Origin of the sequence: Profundibacter amoris (assembly GCF_003544895.1) — a bacterium.
Taxonomy (GTDB): domain Bacteria; phylum Pseudomonadota; class Alphaproteobacteria; order Rhodobacterales; family Rhodobacteraceae; genus Profundibacter; species Profundibacter amoris.
In genome coordinates this window covers 1,583,516-1,604,313 of sequence record NZ_CP032125.1, presented here as the reverse complement: position 1 = coordinate 1,604,313, position 20,798 = coordinate 1,583,516, and the positions used below count along the sequence as shown (strand labels likewise).

Annotated in this window: 19 protein-coding genes and 1 pseudogene; 10 read left to right on the top strand and 10 right to left on the bottom strand. The window is 54.7% G+C overall.

The window, feature by feature from the left end; translation table 11 throughout:
• Nucleotides 1–35: 35 nt before the first annotated feature.
• Entirely contained in the window at nt 36–863 is an 828-nt protein-coding gene (locus tag BAR1_RS08025) for a DUF4198 domain-containing protein (RefSeq protein WP_228408797.1), read from the bottom strand.
• Here BAR1_RS08025 and BAR1_RS08020 point away from each other — a divergent pair.
• The 3 genes from BAR1_RS08020 (at nt 841) to tsf (ending at nt 3,962) form a co-directional block, all read left to right on the top strand.
• Entirely contained in the window at nt 841–1,989 is a 1,149-nt protein-coding gene (locus BAR1_RS08020; protein WP_228408795.1) for a HupE/UreJ family protein, read from the top strand. The two genes, BAR1_RS08025 and BAR1_RS08020, sit on opposite strands and share 23 nt — an antisense overlap.
• Nucleotides 1,990–2,173: 184 nt before the next feature.
• Nucleotides 2,174–3,025, top strand: a complete 852-nt coding sequence (gene rpsB / locus BAR1_RS08015) for a 30S ribosomal protein S2 (protein WP_118942536.1) — start codon at nt 2,174–2,176, stop codon at nt 3,023–3,025.
• Nucleotides 3,026–3,089: 64 nt separating this feature from the next.
• Complete coding sequence (gene tsf / locus BAR1_RS08010; RefSeq protein ID WP_118942535.1) at nt 3,090–3,962, top strand: translation elongation factor Ts; 873 nt, start codon at nt 3,090–3,092, stop codon at nt 3,960–3,962.
• 381 nt (nt 3,963–4,343) lie between these two features.
• Here the strand turns inward: tsf and BAR1_RS08005 are convergent, their stop codons facing one another.
• Together BAR1_RS08005 and aroQ are read right to left on the bottom strand one after the other, a co-directional pair.
• Nucleotides 4,344–5,093, bottom strand: a complete 750-nt coding sequence (locus BAR1_RS08005) for a helix-turn-helix transcriptional regulator (protein WP_118942534.1) — start codon at nt 5,091–5,093, stop codon at nt 4,344–4,346.
• Nucleotides 5,090–5,533 (bottom strand): type II 3-dehydroquinate dehydratase, encoded by a 444-nt coding sequence (gene aroQ, locus BAR1_RS08000; RefSeq protein WP_118944394.1) that lies wholly within the window; start codon nt 5,531–5,533, stop codon nt 5,090–5,092. Before aroQ ends, BAR1_RS08005 begins: the two co-directional genes overlap by 4 nt.
• Before the next feature lie 3 nt (nt 5,534–5,536).
• Here aroQ and BAR1_RS07995 point away from each other — a divergent pair, with 3 nt between their 5' ends.
• Both BAR1_RS07995 and BAR1_RS18170 read left to right on the top strand, forming a co-directional pair.
• On the top strand, nt 5,537–6,844 hold the full coding sequence (locus tag BAR1_RS07995; RefSeq protein WP_228408793.1) for an NAD(P)/FAD-dependent oxidoreductase: 1,308 nt from the start codon (nt 5,537–5,539) through the stop codon (nt 6,842–6,844).
• Between the two features lie 173 nt (nt 6,845–7,017).
• A pseudogene (locus BAR1_RS18170) lies at nt 7,018–7,104 on the top strand (ATP-binding protein); the annotation flags it as partial.
• Between the two features lie 64 nt (nt 7,105–7,168).
• On the opposite strand, the gene BAR1_RS07990 reads toward BAR1_RS18170, so the two are convergent.
• From BAR1_RS07990 to BAR1_RS07980, 3 genes are all read right to left on the bottom strand, one after another.
• Nucleotides 7,169–8,713 (bottom strand): hypothetical protein, encoded by a 1,545-nt coding sequence (locus tag BAR1_RS07990; protein WP_118942532.1) that lies wholly within the window; start codon nt 8,711–8,713, stop codon nt 7,169–7,171.
• A 42-nt stretch (nt 8,714–8,755) separates the two neighbouring features.
• A complete protein-coding gene (locus tag BAR1_RS07985) occupies nt 8,756–9,904 on the bottom strand; it encodes a serine hydrolase domain-containing protein (protein WP_162891707.1) in 1,149 nt (382 codons plus the stop codon).
• A gap of 156 nt (nt 9,905–10,060) precedes the next feature.
• On the bottom strand, nt 10,061–12,679 hold the full coding sequence (locus BAR1_RS07980; protein WP_118942530.1) for an ATP-binding protein: 2,619 nt from the start codon (nt 12,677–12,679) through the stop codon (nt 10,061–10,063).
• A gap of 228 nt (nt 12,680–12,907) precedes the next feature.
• On the opposite strand from BAR1_RS07980, the gene BAR1_RS07975 reads away from it, so the two are divergent.
• Nucleotides 12,908–13,668 (top strand): IS5 family transposase gene (locus BAR1_RS07975; protein ID WP_118941648.1). Its coding sequence is split into 2 segments (ribosomal slippage): nt 12,908–13,226 and nt 13,226–13,668, totalling 762 coding nucleotides; the frame shifts between segments, so codons are not numbered across the junction.
• Nucleotides 13,669–14,120: 452 nt separating this feature from the next.
• On the opposite strand, the gene BAR1_RS07970 is transcribed toward BAR1_RS07975, so the two are convergent.
• The 3 genes from BAR1_RS07970 to BAR1_RS07960 are packed head-to-tail and all read right to left on the bottom strand — an operon-like array spanning nt 14,121 to nt 17,184.
• Complete coding sequence (locus BAR1_RS07970; protein WP_118942529.1) at nt 14,121–15,434, bottom strand: TRAP transporter large permease; 1,314 nt, start codon at nt 15,432–15,434, stop codon at nt 14,121–14,123.
• Nucleotides 15,431–16,144 (bottom strand): TRAP transporter small permease, encoded by a 714-nt coding sequence (locus tag BAR1_RS07965; protein ID WP_118942528.1) that lies wholly within the window; start codon nt 16,142–16,144, stop codon nt 15,431–15,433. The genes BAR1_RS07970 and BAR1_RS07965 overlap by 4 nt, the downstream gene beginning before the upstream one ends.
• Before the next feature lie 59 nt (nt 16,145–16,203).
• Nucleotides 16,204–17,184, bottom strand: a complete 981-nt coding sequence (locus BAR1_RS07960) for a TRAP transporter substrate-binding protein (protein ID WP_118942527.1) — start codon at nt 17,182–17,184, stop codon at nt 16,204–16,206.
• A 320-nt stretch (nt 17,185–17,504) separates the two neighbouring features.
• On the opposite strand from BAR1_RS07960, the gene BAR1_RS07955 reads away from it, so the two are divergent.
• The 4 genes from BAR1_RS07955 to BAR1_RS07940 are packed head-to-tail and all read left to right on the top strand — an operon-like array spanning nt 17,505 to nt 20,121.
• Complete coding sequence (locus BAR1_RS07955) at nt 17,505–18,155, top strand: lysophospholipid acyltransferase family protein (protein WP_118942526.1); 651 nt, start codon at nt 17,505–17,507, stop codon at nt 18,153–18,155.
• The gene (locus tag BAR1_RS07950) at nt 18,148–19,095 is read left to right on the top strand and encodes a phosphatidate cytidylyltransferase (protein ID WP_118942525.1); all 948 of its coding nucleotides are present in this window, start codon (nt 18,148–18,150) and stop codon (nt 19,093–19,095) included. Before BAR1_RS07955 ends, BAR1_RS07950 begins: the two co-directional genes overlap by 8 nt.
• Entirely contained in the window at nt 19,095–19,484 is a 390-nt protein-coding gene (locus BAR1_RS07945; RefSeq protein WP_194295025.1) for a hypothetical protein, read from the top strand. The genes BAR1_RS07950 and BAR1_RS07945 overlap by 1 nt, the downstream gene beginning before the upstream one ends.
• Complete coding sequence (locus BAR1_RS07940) at nt 19,474–20,121, top strand: CDP-alcohol phosphatidyltransferase family protein (protein WP_118944393.1); 648 nt, start codon at nt 19,474–19,476, stop codon at nt 20,119–20,121. The genes BAR1_RS07945 and BAR1_RS07940 overlap by 11 nt, the downstream gene beginning before the upstream one ends.
• On the opposite strand, the gene phoB is transcribed toward BAR1_RS07940, so the two are convergent.
• Nucleotides 20,106–20,795 carry a phosphate regulon transcriptional regulator PhoB gene (gene phoB / locus BAR1_RS07935; RefSeq protein ID WP_118942523.1) on the bottom strand — a complete coding sequence of 230 codons (690 nt, stop codon included), beginning with the start codon at nt 20,793–20,795 and terminating at the stop codon, nt 20,106–20,108. The two genes, BAR1_RS07940 and phoB, sit on opposite strands and share 16 nt — an antisense overlap.
• Between the last annotated feature and the right edge of the window lie 3 nt (nt 20,796–20,798).

Here is a 20,798-nt window from a genome sequence, read left to right as displayed (position 1 = left end):
GTAGTATGTGACGCGCGCAGGACGCAAAGGCAAGGTTAGTTCGGCGTTGCAAAGGTCAAAGACGCCCAGAGGGATTCCCACACGGCATTGGTTTCATCAGCCAGCGTTTGCGCCGGTTCGCGCAGTACCACGGCGTCAAACAGATAGGTATGGCCGGGTTTGACCGGCACCGTGGCATGGCCCTGACCATCGGTGCGATGATAGGTAACGGTGATGGTATTGTCGGGTGCGCGTTCAAACACCTCGACCTGTGCATCCACTCGGGGGGCGCCCTGATACAGCACCTGAACGGTGAACCCATCCGACAGATCATCGGTATAGGGGTTTGTCAGAGCAACAAATTCGGTTTCCATACCTGTTGCGGCGTCTTGTCCCGCCCCTGAGCCAACCCCGATCAGGGATTTGCAAAACCGCGTGTAAACCTCGTTGAAACGCTCCATCGGCAGGCCGCGTTCCTTGTGGCGTTCAACCACACCATCAAAGGATTTATGTTCGACAAAGGCAACAAATTTTTCAAATTTATTATACTGAAGTTTACTGAATTTACTCTGATATATCAGCACCATAAGGCCGTCAGTTAAGATGGGCCTCGAGAAGGCGGGAAAGTCGCCCGCGCGGGCCTGAACCTGGGTGCGTGTGCCATTCTGGATAATGTCGAAAACGGCCGTCCGGTCATCGAAATATCCCAGCTCCACGCCTTTGAATTTCATACCGTTGCGCAATTTAACCTGCACAGTCACACCGGTTTCGGGTTGAAACTTTTGCGGTTCAAGCCAAAACTCGTGACCAAGGACAGGCAGGGCGATTCCCCAAAAGGACATCGCAAAAAGGATCAGGGCTATGGGCCGGAATATGTTTTTCATGGGCGGCAAGCTGACACTTGCGGCCATATTGTCAACCCTTCTGCTGTTCACATCGACGTTGAATGTGCTGGCCCACGAGGTCAGCCCGTCGATTGGCGATTTCACCACCGGCGACGGGAAAATCACGCTGGAAATTCGGCTGAACCTTGAGGCCTTTGTCGCCGGGATTGATCTGGACGGGGTGGCGAACACCAATGAAACCGAACAATCGGGGGATTATGACAGCCTGCGGGCGCTGGAACCTGCGGCACTTGAGAACCGGCTAAAGGATGTCTGGCCGAACATTCGCAACGGTTTACACCTGCGGGCAGGGGGGGCGGATGTGCCGCTGGATCTGGTCGGGATCAGGATTGACGAGGTGGGCGATGTGGAGTTTCCGCGCACCTCCTTTTTGACGCTGACAGGGGAATTGCCGGCAGACACCACGACAATCCGTTTTAACTGGAACAAAAAATTCGGCACAATCGTGCTGCGCCAGAACGGGGTGGATGAGGGCTATACCGGTTATCTGAGCAGCGGGCAGAGCAGCCCCGATATTCCGGTATCCGGCGGGGCGAAACAGACCCGCTGGCAAGTGTTTTCGCAATATATTCCAATCGGTTTTGAACATATCCTGCCCTTGGGCGTGGATCATATCCTGTTCGTTCTGGGCCTGTTTTTTCTGTCGATCCACCTGCGCCCGCTGCTGTGGCAGATTTCGGCATTTACACTGGCACATACGGTCACGCTGGCGTTGGGGGCGATGGGGTGGGTTACAGTGCCGTCCTCAATCGTCGAGCCGCTGATTGCCGCCTCGATCACCTATGTGGCGATTGAAAATGTGTTCACCTCGGGCCTAAGCAAATGGCGCCCGCTGGTGATCTTTGGCTTTGGCCTGTTGCACGGGTTGGGGTTTGCATCGGTGTTGGGGGAAATCGGCCTGCCCGAGGATGAATTCTTTACGGCGCTGATATCCTTCAATGTCGGGGTGGAACTGGGACAGTTGACGGTGATTTCACTGGCGTTTCTGACCGTTGGCGTGTGGTTCCGCAACAAACCGTGGTATCGCAGCCGCATATCCATCCCCGCGTCGTTGATTATTGCCGCGATCGGCGCCTTTTGGTTCTTTGAACGGGTGTTTCTATAATTTTGCCGGATCATCCTGCAAAATAGGGCTTGCGCATCACTTACCCCCTTTGTATACGCGCGAAATCAACTCCGCAGGCGGGGCTGGGCCGACACGGGGAGAAATCCCGTTTAGGTCCGCCGGTTGGGCATCTGCCCTGATTACCCCGCCCTAGGCAACGAAACCGGAAAAAAGGACTATAAGCATGGCACTTCCTGAATTTACCATGCGGCAGCTGCTTGAAGCTGGCGTACACTTTGGCCACCAGACACAACGCTGGAATCCCAAGATGGCTCCGTTCATCTACGGATCGCGCAACGGCATCCACATCCTCGACCTGACGCAAACTGTTCCGATGCTGGACCAGGCCCTGCAGGCCGTTCGCGATGTTGCCGCCAAGGGCGGCCGTATCCTGTTCGTCGGCACCAAACGTCAGGCCGCCGGCCCGATTGCCGATGCTGCTGAAAAATGCGCACAGTATTATATGAACCACCGTTGGCTGGGCGGCACGCTGACCAACTGGCAGACCATTTCCAAGTCGATCAAACGGCTGAAAGACCACGACGAACTGCTGGAAAGCGGCGCCGAGGGTCTGACCAAGAAAGAGCGTCTGGGCATCGAACGCGAGCAGGCCAAACTGCAAGCCAGCCTTGGCGGCATCCGCGAAATGGGCACCACGCCTGATTTGATCTTTGTGATCGACGTTCGCAAAGAAGATCTGGCCATCGCCGAAGCCAACAAACTGGGCATCCCCGTTGTGGCTGTGGTTGACTCCAACTGTAACCCTGACGGTATCGACTACATCATCCCGGGCAATGACGATGCGGCGCGTGCGATTGCACTTTATACCGATCTGGTGGCCCGTGCGGCACTGGACGGCATGACCGCGCAAATGGGCGCAGCCGGTATTGATCTGGGCGAAATGGAAGAAGCACCGGTCGAAGAAGTGATTGCCGAGGCACCGGCAGAAGAAAAGCCGGCCGCAGACGAGAAACCTGCCGAAGAAGCAAAAGCCGAAGAGCCGGCCAAAGACGAAAAAGCCGCTGCCGAAGGCTAAACCAAACAGATAGGGTGCGGTTTTCGCCGCACCCGCACATGTTATTTATTTCAGGAGATCCATGATGGCGATTACAGCTGCAATGGTAAAAGAGCTTCGTGACAGCACTGGCGCTGGCATGATGGACGCAAAAAAAGCACTGGTCGAAAACAACGGTGACATGGAAGCCGCGGTTGACTGGCTGCGCACCAAAGGTCTGGCCAAGGCGGCCAAGAAATCGGGCCGCACGGCGGCCGAGGGTCTGGTGGCTGTCAAGGTTGATGGCGGCAAGGGTGTTGCTGTCGAGGTGAACTCGGAAACCGACTTTGTTGCAAAGAACGCCGATTTTCAGGGAATGGTTGGCGGAATCGCCGATGTTGCCCTGACCGTTGACGGTATCGACGCTTTGAATGCCGCGGATATGGGTGGTAAATCGGTTGCCGATACCGTGACCGACAAGATCGCCGTAATTGGTGAAAACATGTCGGTGCGCCGCATGACCACGCTGTCTGGCGATCAGGTTGTATCCTACGTGCATAATGCTGTGACAGACGGTATGGGCAAAATCGGCGTGCTGGTTGCGCTGAAGGGTGACAACGAAGCCTTCGGCCGTCAGGTTGCCATGCACATCGCCGCTGTAAACCCTGCATCCTTGTCCGAGGATGATCTGGACCCGGCTGTTGTCGAGCGTGAAAAAACCGTTCTGACCGAGCAAGCCCGCGAATCCGGCAAACCCGAGCAAGTGATCGAAAAGATGATCATTGGCCGGATGAAGAAATTCCTGTCGGAAGTGACCCTGCTGGGCCAGTCTTTCGTGATCAACCCCGATCTGACAGTTGGGGCTGCCGCCAAAGAAGCCGGCGTCGAGATCACCGGGTTTGCCCGCCTTGAAGTGGGCGAGGGGATCGAGAAAAAAGAAGAAGACTTTGCTGCAGAAGTTGCAAAGATGAACAGCTAGGGATTATCCCGAATAGCGAGAATTAAAACGGCCCTTTCCGACATGTTCGGGAGGGGCCTTTTCTATTTAAATTAGCTGTCAAATGAAAAACGGTGCGATCCGGGCAAGGATCACACCGTTTAGAAAGCGGTCACCTAATGGGGATGAGGACAGACCGCAATGTTAGTTGTTGGCCAGAGCAAAGGGATTATTCTTCCCCTGACCAACATCCGGTTTCCCGGGCAAACCGTCTAGCCATGCAATTACATGGGGTCTCGGTTCGCTTAAGTTCCCAGGCATAAATGCCACCACTCACGGAACAACAATAGATTGCACCTTAACGCGGCGTAAAGATAGTAAGGGATTCCATACCTGTCCAAAAAGACAGTATTCTGGGGTGGTTTAGCTGTCCAAAATAAAGATTTGATTCTGGAACGAGGCCTTTAGCACCGCCTGGGCGGTTGTATCGACATCCAGCGCCTCGCGTGCGAGTCGCAGGTGCTTTTCAACCGTGGCCGTTGTCAGCCCCATAATGGTGGCAATATCCTGCATGGTTTTGCCTTCCCCGACCCATTCCAGCACTTCGCGTTGCCGTGCGGTCAGGGCGCGGCGGGAACTGGTGTAGGGCAGGCTGATGATTTTCAGATGCGCCATATTGTTCATCACCAGAATTTCGCGGCCGTGCTTTTCCCATATCGCGTCAACTTCGGATTGTGTGACCCCAGGCTTTGCCGTCAGGCCGATCCCGCCACGATTGCGCACAGAATCGGTTTTGAACCCGATTGTGTAACCGGCAATCACACCCATCTCTTTGTTGAATTCCATTGCCTTGCGTTCGCCGATGGTCAGCGTTTCGTCAGGGATAGTATGTATCCAGCTCCAGCTGCACGCCCCTACATTTTCAACAGACCAGCGCAACATCGGTCCGTTGATGTAATGGCTTTCATTGATGTAGCCGTCGATATATTCAGAACTGTGGCTGGACAGCACAATTGAATCTTTCGGATCCCCCAATGAGGATCCCGATTTAAACCTGGTGTAGACATATAACAGCCGGTCGAACCCGTATTCCGACATTTTATCGCACAGCGCGACCCAGACATCTTCGATTGTATCGGCTTCGCTGATTTGTTCCAGAAAATTCAATGTCATCCGGTTTTCTCCAGATGGCCCAGCATAGCTTCGATTGCCAAAGTATAACCTTTGGGTCCGAACCCGCAAATCTGCCCGATAGCAACCGGTGCGATATAGGACTTGTGGCGGAATTCCTCGCGGGCATGGATATTGGACAAATGCAGTTCAATTACCGGCACACCAACCGACGAAATCGCATCCATCAGCGCGACCGAGGTATGCGTATAAGCACCCGCATTCAGGATGATACCGTCATATGTATTTCGCGCCGCATGAATCGCCTCGATCAGCTCACCTTCGTGATTGCTTTGGAAACACGATACATTGCAACCCGCCACACGACCTTTGTCGATGCACATGGCTTCGATCTGCTCGAGGGTGGTGTCCCCATAGACCTCGGGCTGTCGTGTGCCGAGTAAATTCAGGTTCGGCCCGTTCAGGATAAGTAAGGATGTCATCTGTTGCCCCAGACTGATTTCCATCATCCTAAGAAACGAAGCCCATTCAATCAAGTATTAGTATTTATGCTTTTACTTTTAATAAGTTCTGTTACTGGTTTGCCGATAGAAAACAGGAACAAAATGAACAACGTTTTTACATATGATGTTGTCATCATTGGCGGAGCAATAATGGGCAGTTCCGCAGCCTTCTGGCTTTCGCGTATGAATCCGGATCTGGATATTCTGGTGATCGAACCCGATCCAAGCTATGCCAAAAGCTCCACTGCACTTTCGGTGGCCTCTGTGCGGCAACAATTTACCACCGCAGTCAACGTCGAAATTTCGCGTTTCGGAATAAACTTTATCAAAAATGTGCAAGTCTGGCTGGGGCAGGGCGGGGGTGTCGATTCCCTCGGGTTTCAGGAAAACGGATATCTGTTTTTATCCGGCAGCGCGCAAAGCGAAACAGTGCTGCGGCAGGCTTGTGCCATGCAGTGTGAAAAAGGCGCGCAAACCGAGTTGCTGACGCCGGATGCGCTAAAAGCGCGGTTTGACTGGTTGAATGTGGATGATATCCATCTGGCCAGCTTTGGCGCAAAAGACGAGGGGTGGTTTGACAACATGAGCCTGCTTGGCGGGTTTCGCAAGGCTGCACAGCATCAGGGGGTGAAATTTCTGCGTGATCGCGTGGTTGCGATAGAGGGAACCAACAGTCGGATATCCAGCGTAAAGCTGGAAAGCACCGGCACGATATTTGCTGCTAACATTATCAATGCAGCGGGAACATCTGCCAACGACATATTGGAAATGTTAGGTGAGGGATTACCTGTAGAACCCCGTAAACGCACAGTTTTCATGATTGACGCCCCAAATGCAATCCACCCCGATGCCCCGTTGATGGTGTGCCATAGCGGCTTTTATCTGCGCCCCGAGCACAATCACTGGATTTGTGCAATTGTGCCCAAAGACGATCACAGGGCAGAAAAAGACGATTTCGAGCCGGATTTGCACCTGTTTGAAGACAGCCTGTGGCCCAAACTGTACGAGCGCGCGCCAGGGTTTGACGCGGTCAAGGTTCTGTCTGCATGGGCTGGGCATTATGCCTATAATACGCTGGATCAGAATGCGATCATTGGCCGGCATCAAAATTGGCACAACCTGTTCCTGATGAACGGATTCAGCGGACACGGGTTGCAACAGGCTCCGGCTGTGGGACGCGGCATTGCCGAACTGGTGCTGCATGGCGCGTATCAGACAATAGATTTATCGGACCTGGGCGTTGACCGCATTTTGGAAGGTAGGCCGTTTGCAGAAAAGGCCATTGTGTAAAGGCATTACTGTAAACTTCTGGTAATATTGGATATTATTAAAATTGGCCCATCCTATATTTAACATAATACTGATTATGCGTTTAATTCCTGTAACTGACCTGCCCCTCAGCTTTCATCCATGTGGAATTTAAAACCATTGGTTTGATACGCCATATGGCGTGGACCAAGATCAAGCTGCTGATTATCGACGAGTTGGGATTTGTGCCCCTGTGCAAAACCGGCGCAGAACTGCCGTTCGAGCAGAAATCGCAACGCTATGCCTGGCAGATTTGAAATGCATATCACCCTTCCCCGTCGTCGGATCGGCTTGTCAGACGCTGCTCTATTCGATCTGACAAACTGGAAGGTTCGGCCGTGGCAAAGGGCAAGCGCCGCTCTGAGATTGCGCGCAAACGGCGGACCAGTACGCACCGACGACAGAGCAATAGTTATCGAAATTACCTTCTTGCTCTGCGATCTCGTCAAAGAGTTCAAGAAACGCAGTCAACTCCGATTCGAGGTCGTCACTAAAAAGCTCGTCTGCATCAAATAGATCTTCGACTGGTGCATTATAGCCCTGAAACCTCAATTCCGCCGAGACGCCTTCGATCACCAGCCGCATATTGGGCAAAGGGGTAAGGGTTTCCTCTTGAACAGTGAACGGAGGGCCAAATACCCACGGTACATCCATGCCAGTACATGCCCCAATCGGACCACTAAAGCTGATCCCCCCCAGGGTATCATTAGCCCCGGTTACGTCACCTGACCGGAAAGTGCCATCATTGACGGCGTTGTTGCCAGGTACCTGCCAGAAAATACTGTCAGCGTTGCGAATATTAAAACCGCAATATGAGTCAGGCAACAGAATTGTGCTGTCTTGCTGTGGCAGCCACGATGCAAGCCACGACGCAGGAATCGTAATAGGTAATGGCTGATCGTCAGGTGCCTGAAATTCGATCACCATCCGTTGCTCGTTAGCGCCAGATAACACCCTGATATGTCGTGGGTTGGCTGGCAGTTCGGGTTCCACTAACGGCGCCGGTTCTTCTACAGATGGCGCCGGCTCTTCACCTGGAACGATCTTCAGTTCCATATCTATTGGTATTAGACCATCCTGGCGTTGCCGGCCTGTGAAGAACAACTGTTGGGCTGGGCTACGGAAGCGTGAAAGTCGGCTGGTACCATCACCTTGGCGCCAAAGCCCCATGTAGACATCATTGCCCTGCGCATTGATAACACGTTCAAATTCAAACATTTCCCACCCGTCAGAAATCATCCTGTCGCGTAATTCGATGAAGAGTGGTCGCGGGCGGAATCCTGTTATTACTGATGGGCTAGCCTCGGACGAATAGAGACCAACAAACCGGTACTGTCCATTTATGGTGATCGGTTCCACATCGATAAGGCGCAAGCCGCGTGTCCGCATCAATTCCTTTCGCTCAAGGAAGTCTTCGAATGATATGGGCTGGACAAGTCTATTATCGCCCCGCCCAGGCCCAAAGACCGCGGCAAAGCGGGTTTGTCCGTTTACGCGATAGACCTCAACATCAATCATGCGGAGACCATTGTTTCGCATATCGCCCATGCGCACGCGCATATTCTGCAAGGAAAGCCCAACGACAAAGAAGTTCCCGCCAGAGCCTTCGACAAAGAGGCCAGCAAATCCGCGCCGTCCATTCACCATCGCCGTCTCGATATCGACAAGCCGCAGACCCCGGTCGAGCAGGCCCAGACCAATCTCCTCAAACTGGCTAGGGCTTAAAAGGCCGGTGTGTACCGCTTCGCTATCACCTTCCTGCCAGAGCGAATGAAGATTGGTACGCTCGGACAAGGCAGGTTGTCCGAAACTTATGGCGCCGATGATAGAAATAACAATGGGAAGTTTCATAATTCTTTTTCCTTCATTTCCACACTTTAAATCAGTGGGGGGTCAAATATAGGCCGCATGGTAGGCGGACATCAGAATGCTTTCGGGATTGGCCACGTCATCGCTGTTGGTTAGAAGAACTGCGTCGATACCATCTGGAAAGCTGATGATTCCGCCATGGAATGCACGCCCGCCACTGGTGAAGAAGTCCCCGCCGTGACCATAGTATGTACCACGCGGGCTGTTGTGCCACAGACGAAACCCAAAGATGGAATCGCTCCATTCGAGCATCGTTCGCCGTGTCGCGGGGGAGAGTACTGTATCGTGGCGGAAATGCGCCAGGAACTTTGCCCACTGGACCGCATTCGCATACCAGCCGTAGGCCCCGATTGCTGTTGCGGTGAAATCCCCCCACCCTCGCCCGTCGCTTGAAGAGCCAGCGGCGTAGTATAGACACTGGCGCCCCTCGTTCACGTTGCGCGTCATGGTGTGGATGCCCATCGGCAACAATACCGTCTGTTGTGCCACCCTTACATAGGGTTCCCCGGTGATGGCCTCGACAATATGAGCCAGAAACCAGTAATTCCAGTTTTCGTACCGCGTGCCGGTCCCGGGTGTGCCGGATAAAGGCGCGGCAAGGCTGTCGGGGAACGCCGAGAGTGTGCCTGGCCCGTTGAAACCTGACTGATGCGTCAGCAAATGCTGGATTGTGATATCGCCCAATGAGGAATGACCGCCTGGAAATGCATCGGCGATGAGCGGATAGGCAGACTGGTTCAAGTCAAGAGAACCATCTTCGACGAGCTTCATCACAGTCACGGCGCAAATAGGTTTGGCGAGAGAGGCACTGACCATCTTGGTTCTGGCCCGCATTGGTTTTGGGTTTTCTTCAGAGGCGGTGCGTGCATCCCCTACCCCTCCGGCATCCACTAGCTGACCATTTTGGACAATTGCCCATGAATACCCAACTGCGCCAGCCGTTTCCATCTGCGTCAATATCTCGTTGACCATCCGGACTCTGTCGAATATCGGCCCTGGCGTAATGAATGTGTTATCAATAATTGCTTCCCCGTGCACACGAAGGGCCGTTCGGTTGATTAAGGGTGTGTCATAACGCGCTCTTTCGGCAATGGGTGTCGCATCCGAGATGAGCGCTTCAAAAGCCTCAATCTGTTCGATGTCAGTATCGTTGGAGGTTGAAAAGTCATCCATAGTTATGCTCCTTTGAAAAATATACCCGGGCGTAAAAACCCGCATACAGATTACCAAAAGAGAAATGTGCGTGCCTCAGGGGTGACACTCATTTTTGGCGCAATTGCCTACTCAATTTTCGTGTTGAAAGCCACGATCACCAGTTTGACCCGCGATTTAGGTTGCCTCGCGGGCGATCCAGGGTTCGGCGTGAACCTTCAGCACCACATCAAGACGATTAGCACAATTCAGCTTGCTGAGGATCGACGAGACATGGTTTTCGACGGTGCGTTGGGATCGCGACAGGGTGCTGGCGATGGAGGCGTTGCTTTTGCCTTCCAATAGGTGGAGCAACACGATTTGCTCCTTGGCAGTAAGACCATATGGATGCTGCCGGGCGAAACGGTACGGACCGCGGATTAAGCCCTTGTCAGAGGAACGGCCAAGGCGGCGATTGACGAGGGTGATAGCGGTTTCGCAGCCGAGGTCCCTGAAAATACGGTGTGCACGGCCCAAAGCTTCTGGCGTGGCTTCGGCGACCAATGACCAGGCCGCAAGATATCGTGATCGGCAAGCCTCAAACTGTGAGGCTGCCGAGGTAAATCGGCCCGCTGCAAATTCAGAAAAGGCCAGCGGAAGCCGCCCTATGGTCTCGGGCGGGCCGCGCTGTGCGAGGATTTCCCACATAAGAAACTCGCCGGCCTTGCGCGGGCTGAGGCCCTCAACAGGTTGTGCGCGTAACCAGTCAGACGATGGGCGCGCCTCATCCGGGGTACCCGCAAGGATAGCAGCCTCGATCAGTGCGATGTGAATTGGGACAAGATATTGCGGCTCGGTGATCTGTTCGGCCGCGGCCTGTGCCTCGGCCAGCAGGATTTGCGCGTCTGGCGCGCCTTGCCGCAGATGGGCACAACCACGCATGATTAAGGCCGGCATCTGCATAAGAAGGGCCTGATTATCCTGACAAAGGATTTCATCTGTGATCAGCCCCGCTTCATGATACCGACCAAGCTCGAAGACGAGTTGCGCCTTGCGGCCCATTAGATAATAGGTCCAGGCATCAAGGTCGTGAGTGGTATCAAAGGTGATCCCCTCTTCGATCAGCGCTTCGGCCTTATCAAAGGCCCCCACTTCGATCAGACATTCGGAAAGATTGGTGAAGACACGGGCGGCCTGTTCGTGAAACCGGCCAGCCAAAGACAACGCAAGGCTTTCGCGCAACAACGCTTCGCCTTGCAGTTCGCCGCGAATAAACATCGCCGTACCAACCGTGTTCAAAGCATGGGCGCGAACCTCGTCTGCGGCTGGGCCGTGAGCCATTCCGAGTGCCCTTTGGCCCCAATCTATTGCGTCGGCCATACGGTCGCGGAGCATATAATAGAGCGCGCGTTGAGCAAAGGCTTGTGCAAGGTCTTCGGAGGTTGCGTGGTTTTCATTTTCCAGTATTTCGATGGCCTCGTGAATGTAACGTTCGGCCAACTCGGCCTCACCACGATACCAATGGGCTCTGGATAGCCAGCGCAGGTTCTCGGCGACCTGAATACTTTGCGATAGTCCCCGCCGAATAGCGATGGCACGATGCCGTGCCGAAATGATATCATCGTCAATCCCCAGTGAAAGCCCGGCTTCATAAGCAAAGGATTCTAAAATCTCGGCGGCGTCAGCATTGTCCATATCCCCAAGGCAATCGCATGCTGACTTCAAATACAACGCAGCCTCAAGGTGTGCGCCCAGCTTGGCCGCTTGTTGCGCGGCCTGCGGCGCATAGTGACGGATAATGTCCGGTCGAATTGCACGTTCGGCGTGATGCATGATCCGGTCATAGTTCATCGAAGGGTCATCAACTGCTAGAAAAGCATCCAGCCAACGCTGATGAAAGATAATCCTGTTTGCGGGTGTGATGTCGGCGAAGATGGCGAGCCGCGTAAGTTCGTGACGGAACGAAACACTGCTGTGAGAGGCCGCAAAAAATCTGCTTCGCACACCAATATCAATCAGACCCTCCGGTTTTGCCACATTTGTCGCTTGAAGGACCTTTAGCGGCAACTCGCCCGGGTTGCAGGACGTAAATTGCAAGAAACTCTGTGCCTCCGGAGCCAAGGCGCTCAACCGCGCAATCACAGAGTCTGAAACCGAGTCTGGTACGGATCTGTCCAGCAAAGGCCATTCGGCCAATTCCGAAACCAGAAAGGGGTTGCCTTTGGTCGCTGCATAGATTGCGTTCGCTCGCGTCGTATTGTTATCGCAGATGGTGCGAACAGCATCCGGCGATAACGGCTTAAGCGCTATTCGTAACACATGATTTGCGGGCACTGACCCAATGGCGCTGCGCAAGTACGATTTGCCTTCAGGGTCATCATCGCGAAATGTTCCGATCAACAAGAGGGGCAATTGCGAAATGCGGCGCCCAATGAATTTTAGCCAGTCTAGGGTGCGCTGGTCAGACCAATGCAGGTCTTCGAGAACGGCGACTTGGGCGCTGCCATGCTCGGTAGCCCGGCGTATAAAATCTTCGAAATAATATGCCTCCCCGGCTGTCTCGTCTTTAGGGGGTGGTATTATCTCGCGCACCGGACCAAGAGGCCGAGGTGTATTGAGCGGGTCGCAATATCCAACGCTGCGCGCAGTGCTTTTGGGCAGGCCAGAAAGGAAGCGCGAAACGACAGTCGTCTTGCCAATGCCAGCTTCCCCATAGATCAGAACAAGCCGCCCCCCATATGTCGAAACGCCCGCAAAGGCCTGTTCTAGCGAGGCACAACATTCTTGTCTTTCAAGAATGCCTGCGCTGCTATTCATGAAGGATAGTGTTTTTCGGACGGATGGATTGCGGTGTCTTCAACTGAACCCTCCTTGGAAAATAACGCCGGGAGACATTGTCTGGTCAAAACAGCGCATGTTAAAAACCTTGATAAATGATAGTGCCTCCGGGGCAAAATTGATACAGCTTAGGGTCAGGACCCATTAATATGTTGCTTATCTGACAAAATTCTGAATCACTGTGCTCCACAACATTAGGAGGGTGGTATGTCAGATCAATTTTGGCTCAGCGAAGCACAGTTAGCGCGGATAAAACCGTATTTTCCTTTGTCGCACGGCGTGCCACGGGTGGATGATCGCAAAGTTATCAGCGGTATCATTCATGTAATCCGCAACGGTTTGCGTTGGCGGGACGCTCCGGAGGTCTACGGGCCGCATAAAACCTTATATAACAGGTTTATCAGGTGGTCGAAGATGGGGGTGTTTGACAAAATTTTCACGGCTTTGGTCGCCGAAAATGGCCCGCCGGATCGGTTAATGATTGACGCAACACATCTCAAAACGCACCGCACGGCTTGCAGCCTGTTAAAAGGGGGGATGTTCCCCGCGCTATTGGCCGCACCAAAGGCGGATTGAACTCCAAATTGCACGCGGTTTGTGACGGCGAGGGCCGCCCGGTGCGGCTGTTACTAACCGAGGGCCAGCAATCCGATCATAAAGGTGCGGCAACATTACTGCCTGATTTACCTGCAGCAAAGGAAATGCTTGGCGATAAAGGTTACGATAGCGACGCTTACCGCGCGGCTCTGATCAAGCGCGGCATTACCCCGTGCATACCGCCCAGAGCCAAACGTAAACACCCCGCAACGTACTGTAAAACCTTATACAAACAGCGGCACAAGGTCGAGAATATGTTTGCCAAACTCAAGGACTGGCGACGCATCGCCATGCGGTTCGACCGTTGCGCCCATACTTTCCTGTCAGCAATCCAAATAGCTGCTATCGTTATCTTCTGGGTTAATCAATGAGTCCTGAGCCTAGGTTGCTCCAATCCGCTGAAATCCGCCGATATGGTGTGTGGCGCGCGCCGTAAGACATATCGCGAGTCTCAGGAATGATATTTCCTTGGAATTGATTTCAATGAATTTGAAGTCTCAATAATTTGAAAATATTTCAAGCGATACCGGATCGCCCCTTCCATAGCCAATTTCATATCAACGAATGGACGATCCGGTCCAGACACATACCAGAAAGATACACCCATTGGTCAACATTGGATCTATACAGCGGCCAAATCTTTGATAGCGGTGTCTATACCAAAACCTAGATTGTTGCGGCCGAATGAAATTTTATCCAGACCGGCTCCGAAGGCACCCTGCGTGGCAAGCCCATCAGCGTTTAACGATCTGTTCCGCGTTGAAGGCGCCCCCCGCCAAGAGACCCGCAGGAACCTGTGCGACCTGCGTGCCTGCTACTGGCGTTACCCGCTGGATACTTGCCGTATATTATCCGGCAACCATGTTGCGATTTCGGGCCAGATCACCAGGATCACCACCATCAGCAACATCAACCCGACCATCGGCACGGCGGTTTTGGCGATGTAGGAAATTTCGTGCCGCGTCATCCCCTGCAATACGAACAGGTTGAACCCGATTGGCGGTGTGACCTGTGCCATTTCAACCACCACCACAATGAAGATGCCAAACCAGATCACATCGATCCCCGCCTGCCGGATCATCGGCTCGACAATCGCCATGGTCAGCACCACCGACGAAATCCCGTCTAGGAACATGCCCAGAAAAACATAGAACACGGTCAGCACAACGATCAGCATTGTTGGCGACATGTTCAGGCTGTCGATCCAGGCCGCCAGATGCCGTGGCAATCCGGTGAACCCCATCGAGAGTGACAGAAAAAACGCCCCCATCAGGATCAACGATATCATCGCCGAGGTCCGCGTGGCCCCCATCAGCGATGCGGTGAAAGTGCCCCAGTTCAGCGACCCTTGCATTGCGGCAAGCGCAAGGGATCCCAACACACCGACCGCTGCGGCCTCGGTTGCGGTGGCGTATCCCAGATACATTGAGCCGATCACCACCGAAACCAGCAATAAAACCGGTACCAGAAAACGGCTTTCGGACAGCATTTGCGGCAGGCTCATTGCCGGTTCCGGTTCGGGCCGCTGATCCTTGAACAGGAAATGCCAACCCATGATATAAAGCGCAAACAGGCTGGCCAGAATAAGGCCCGGAATAATGCCGGCCATGAACAGTTTTGTGATGCTTTCGTTGATGGTTACCCCATAAACAATCAGCGTCAGGGATGGCGGGATCATCAGGCCCAGCGTGGCGGCACCGGCCAAGGTGCCGATGATCATATGCTCGGGGTATCCGCGTTTGCGCAACTCGGGGATCGACATTTTGCCAACCGTGGTCAGGGTGGCGGCCGAGGAGCCCGAAACGGCTGCAAAGATGGTGCAACCGGCGATATTTGTGTGCAGCAACCCGCCCGGCAGCCAGCGCAGCCACGGCGCCAACCCGCGAAACATGTCCTGTGATAATCGCGTTCGGTACAGGATTTCACCCATCCAGATAAACAGCGGCAGGGCGGTCAATGTCCAACTGCTTGCCCCCGTCCAGATGGTGGTGATCATTGCATCCCCTGCGGGCCGCGTAGTGAACATCTCCATCCCGGCCCAGGCGACCCCCATCAGGGCCAATCCAACCCAGACAGAACCGCCCAGCAGGGCAAAAAGCACAAACAGAAAGGTCAGGGTTGCATATAATTCGCTCATTCGATTGCCTCGCCGACGATGCTGGTTTCGCCGTTCACCAGCAGCCGCGTTAATGCATCCCACAGCGCCACGGCCAGCAGGATAGTGCCGATCGACATCGGCAATTGCGGCAACCAGATCGGTGTGTAAACCCAGCCGGAACCGGTTTCGGCCCAGATTTGCCCCCATTTTGACGGTGCATTGGCAAACATCGAAAAGAAGGAAATCAGCCACTCCGGCGTGTAATCCTGCCCCTGTGTGCGGTCATTCAACACCACGGACATGATGTTGGTCTTGATCGCGTAACGGGCGAAATAGGTGGCGATGACGGCGGCAATCAGTGTCGCCAGCGCATCCAGCCAGAAACGGGTATGTTCATTCATGTTCAGGAAAATCGACACCCTGATATGGCTGCCGTTCACCAGCGCATAGGCCAGCGCAAAGAACGACGTTGCGGCCATTGCATAGCCCGCATATTCGGTTGATCCGGGGAATGTAAGGCCCGACCAGCGCGATATCATCTGCGCCACAATCAGCAACAGGATCATCAGCATGAAAAAGGCCGCGATCACGCCGGCAAAGACATAGACCCTGTCCAGAAATCGCCAGACCGGAGCCAATATCCGTTTCGCCGTCTTGCCCCGGATCAGGCAGAAACCGGCCAGCAGCGCCGGAAATACGAACAGCCACACCCACAAGGGCAGCCCCAGAAATGGTTGCCAGTCTCTCACCGTGTTATCCCCTGAAATCCAGTATGTGGCCCCCGCAATTCTACGGAGGCCACCGGCTTTTACATCTTGTTGTAAGCGTCCAGAATGGCCTGACCGTCAGCGCCGGTTTGCTCCAGCCAGTCATTGGTCATCTTTTCGCCAATCGCTTTCAACTCGGCCAGAAACTCGGGGCTGGCATCGGTAACGGTCATGCCGTTTGCCTCAAGCTGCTCGAAATACCAGTTTGCCAGTTCTTCGGATTTCGCGGCACAGGCAGCACCGGTTTCATCTGCGGCTTTCTGGATGCCGGCTTTGGTGGCATCATCAAGACCGTCCCAAACGCCCTTGTTGACCATCACATAGTTGCGCGGCAGCCATGCGTTGACCTTGTAATAATGGCTCAGCTGTTCCCACACTTTGCGGTCATAACCGGTCGAGCCGGACGAGATGAACGCCTCGGCCACACCTGTTGCAAGGGCCTGGCTTAGCTCGGCCGCTTCGACCTGAACCGGAACCATGCCAAGCGCTTCGGCAAAGGTTGCCGTCGCGGTGTTGTAAGAGCGGAATTTTACGCCTTGGGTATCCGCAGAGGAGTTCACCTCTTTCTTGAAATAGAACCCCTGACCGGGCCACGGGCATGTATAAAGCGCAACCAGATTCAGATCGGAAAGCTGCGCGTTCACACTGTCTTTGGCGGCATGCCACAGTTTTTCGTTATCCGCATATGTGGTGGCAACAAACGGCAGGTTGTCCCAGCCCAGCAAGGGGGCCTCGTTGGCGTGGGCCGACATGAAACGTTCACCGATCGGCACCTGACCGGTCTGGATCGCGCGTTTGATTTCGCCGCCTTTGAACAGGGATCCGCCGGGATGCACCGTGATATTGATACCGCCATCGGTGTATTCACGCACCTTGTCGGCAAACACCACGCCCATTTCCGAATGGAAATTAGTGGCGGAATAGGCCATCGGCATATCCCATTCTTCGGCCATTACAGCAGAAGCGCCAAACGTCAGGGCAACGGTGACAGCCGCCGCCAGATTGGTTTTGAATGTGATCATATTTATTCTCCCTATTATTGATCTACAGTCTTGTTTGTTGTTTTGATCCTGCAAAGCAGATTCGGTGAATTCCAGATCCCCCCAACGCCCCAAGACCGGCCACCACCACCACCACACTCTTTTTGTCTTCAGGGACAGGTGTGAAATGGCAGCAATACCAGCACACCTTAGCCCCTGATCCATTTGTGTTGCAACGAATTTCCCGCGGCTCTGTTCTTTGGGGCCATAACAAGACTTACGGCAGTCCTGAAAAGCAATCCAGACATGGCGCCTTTGAAACACGGTTGCCAAAGCCTGTGCAATCTTATCTAACATCCTCCATGAATAGTATATTAGCAATTGCGGCCAAGATTACCGGCTTCTCGATCATTTCCTTTTCGCGCTTTATCACAGCGGTATTTGCCAATTGGGACGGTGTGCGTCCCAGCCGGCGGCGGCGAATCTATTTTGCCAACCACGTCAGCAACGGCGATTTCATTTTGCTATGGACGGTCCTGCCCCCGCCCATCCGCAAACTGACGCGCCCCGTGGCGGCGGCCGATTATTGGCTGACCTCGAAACTGAAGGCATTTATCGGGCGCAATGTGTTTAACGCGGTGCTGATCGACAGAAACCGTGATACCCGCGTGCTGGACCCGATGGAACAGATGCTGGAAGCACTGGACGAAGGCAATTCGCTTATCATTTTCCCCGAAGGCCAGCGCAACACGACCGAACAGATGCTGCCCTTCAAACCGGGCATCTTCCATCTGGCCGAAAAACGCCCCGATGTGGAACTGGTGCCGGTCTGGATCGAAAACCTGAACCGTGTGTTGCCCAAAGGCGAGATCATCCCCATTCCCTTTGCCTGTAGCGTCACTTTTGGCGCACCGATCCATTTGCAGGATGGCGAAGACAAACAGACCTTCCTGAAACGCGCCGAGACATGCGTATTGAACCTATCTCCTGACGCGGGCAATAATCATGACTGAATACCAAACAAATTTGCTGACGCTGTTTGGCGGGCTGGCCGTCGTCCTGATCATCGCCTCGACCATCGGCTATATGCTGGCACGCAGGCAAACCGGTTCCGAACCCAATCCGGTGATCGAAAATCTGAACGCGCGGATCAATGCGTGGTGGGTGATGATCGGCGTGATCGGGCTGGCATTTATCTGGGGCCGCCCCGGTGTGGTGATCCTGTTTGGCCTGTTGTCCTTTGCCGCCCTGCGCGAATTCGTATCCCTGACCAACACGCGGCGCGCCGACCATCTGGTTCTGGCGATGGTGTTCTACGTCGTCTTGCCACTTCAGTTCTATTTCATCTGGATAGACTGGTACGGGATGTTTTCGATTTTCATCCCCGTTTACGCCTATTTGTTCATGCCGATCCTCGCGGTGCTGCGGGGCGAGACAAAGAATTTCCTGATCCGCATTGCCGAGGTCCAATGGGCCTTGATGATCACGGTCTATTGCGTGTCGCATGTCCCTGCCCTGCTCAGTCTGGATATTCCGGGCTACGAGGGGCAAAACATCCTGCTGATCGCCTTTCTGGTGCTGGTGGTGCAGTCCAGCGATGTGTTGCAATACATCTGGGGCAAACTGGCGGGCAAACGCAAGATCGCGCCCAAATTGTCGCCCTCGAAAACTGTCGAAGGCTTCGTTGGCGGGGTTCTTAGTGCCACACTGGTCGGGGCCAGCCTGTGGTGGATGACGCCGTTCAATTTCTGGCAAGCGGGCCTGCTGGCCTTTATCATTGCGCTGCTGGGGTTCTTTGGCGGGCTGGTGATGTCGGCGATCAAGCGCGATCGCGGGGTCAAGGACTGGGGCCAGATGATTGCGGGGCATGGCGGGTTTATTGACCGGCTGGATTCGGTGATCTTCTCGGCGCCGATCTTTTTCCATATCGTGCGTTATTTCTGGACCGTCTGATGCACAAAATCCTGCAAAGCAGCGTCACCCATGTTCTGTTTGCCTTTTGCGCAATGGGGTCATGGGCGCTGTTTGCCAACTGGGGCCATCCGATGCCCAAACCGGTTTATGCGGGCATTGTTCAGGGGCTGATGTCGGCCACAATCACCTATTTTCTGAAACGCACAATCGAGGCCCTGCAAACCCGGTTCAATGGCCCCTCTGCCCTGTGGTTGCCACCCCTGATATCCGCCTCGGCCGGTCTGGTGCTGCTGGTGACAGTTCACACCCTTGTCGGCACGCCCGAGGTTCTGAAAACCATTGCCCTGCCCTTTGGTGTCGCCGCGACCTATGCGGCAATCTATAATTTTATTGTTTACAAGCAACGAGGTGCCCCCCGTGGTGAATGAAAACGACCGCCGCCCGCTGGCCAGCCGCGATACCGGCTGGGCCAACAGGCTGACGCAGATTCTGGCGAAAACTTCCATCACACCGAACCAGATTTCGATTGCCAGCATGGGGGCTGCATTGATTGCCGGCCTGCTGTTCTATCTGGCCGGTCAAACCGGCGGGGGTTTGCGGATTGCGGCCCTGCTGGGGGGCGGGTTGTTCTGCCAGTTGCGGCTGATCTGCAACCTGCTGGACGGCATGGTCGCGGTCGAGGCGGGCAAGGGATCACCGGACGGGGCATTCTGGAACGAAATGCCGGACCGGGTGTCGGATATCCTGATCCTTGCCGGCATCGGTTACGGGCTGGATATACCCACGCTGGGCTGGGCGGCGGCGGCGTTTTCGGTGCTGACGGCCTATGTGCGCGAATTGGGCCATGCCACGGGGCTGGCGGTGGATTTCTGCGGACCAATGGCCAAACCACAGCGGATGGCAACGGTGACTTTGGCCGCCGTTCTGGCCTCGATCGCAACGCTGTGGGGCTATAGCGCATTGGTAATGCAAATCGCGCTGTGGATCGTCACCGTGGGCGCGGCGGCAACCGCTTTGCGCCGCTCGACCCGCATGGTCAAACAGCTAAATCAGCCCAAGGCATAACCCGCCCCGCGCACCGTGCGCACAGGATCATCGCCGCCATGCTGGCACAGCGCCTTACGCAGACGGCCCACATGCACGTCGACCGTGCGGGTATCAACGTAGATATCGCGGCCCCAAACACGGTCCAGCAATTGCGAGCGCGACAGCACACGGCCCGGCTTTTCCATCAATGTGGACAACAGGCGGAATTCGGTCGGACCCAGCTTGATCCCCTGCCCCGCGCGCGTCACCCGATGGGTTTCGCCATCCAGCACGATATCCTCGAAGCGCAATTCCCCGCCAAGGGACGCCGCCCTTGTGCGCCGCAACTGGTTGCGCACCCGCGCCATCAGTTCGACCACCGAATAGGGTTTGGAAACGTAATCATCCGCGCCCGTTTCCAGCCCGCGCACCAGATCGACCTCTTCCGATCTGGCCGACAGCATGATGATCGGGATGTTGCGGGTTTCGGGGCGGGTTTTCAGACGGCGGCAGATTTCTATGCCCGAAACATTGGGCAACATCCAGTCCAGCAGAATGATGTCGGGCGGGGCCTCGGCCACTTGCAACAGGGCTTCGTCGCCGTCCGGTGCCTCGCGCACGGCAAAGCCTTCGGCCTTCAGGTTATAGACAAGGATTTCGCGCTGTGCCGGTTCATCCTCGACCACCAGAACCGTGGGCAAATCCACAACCATGCC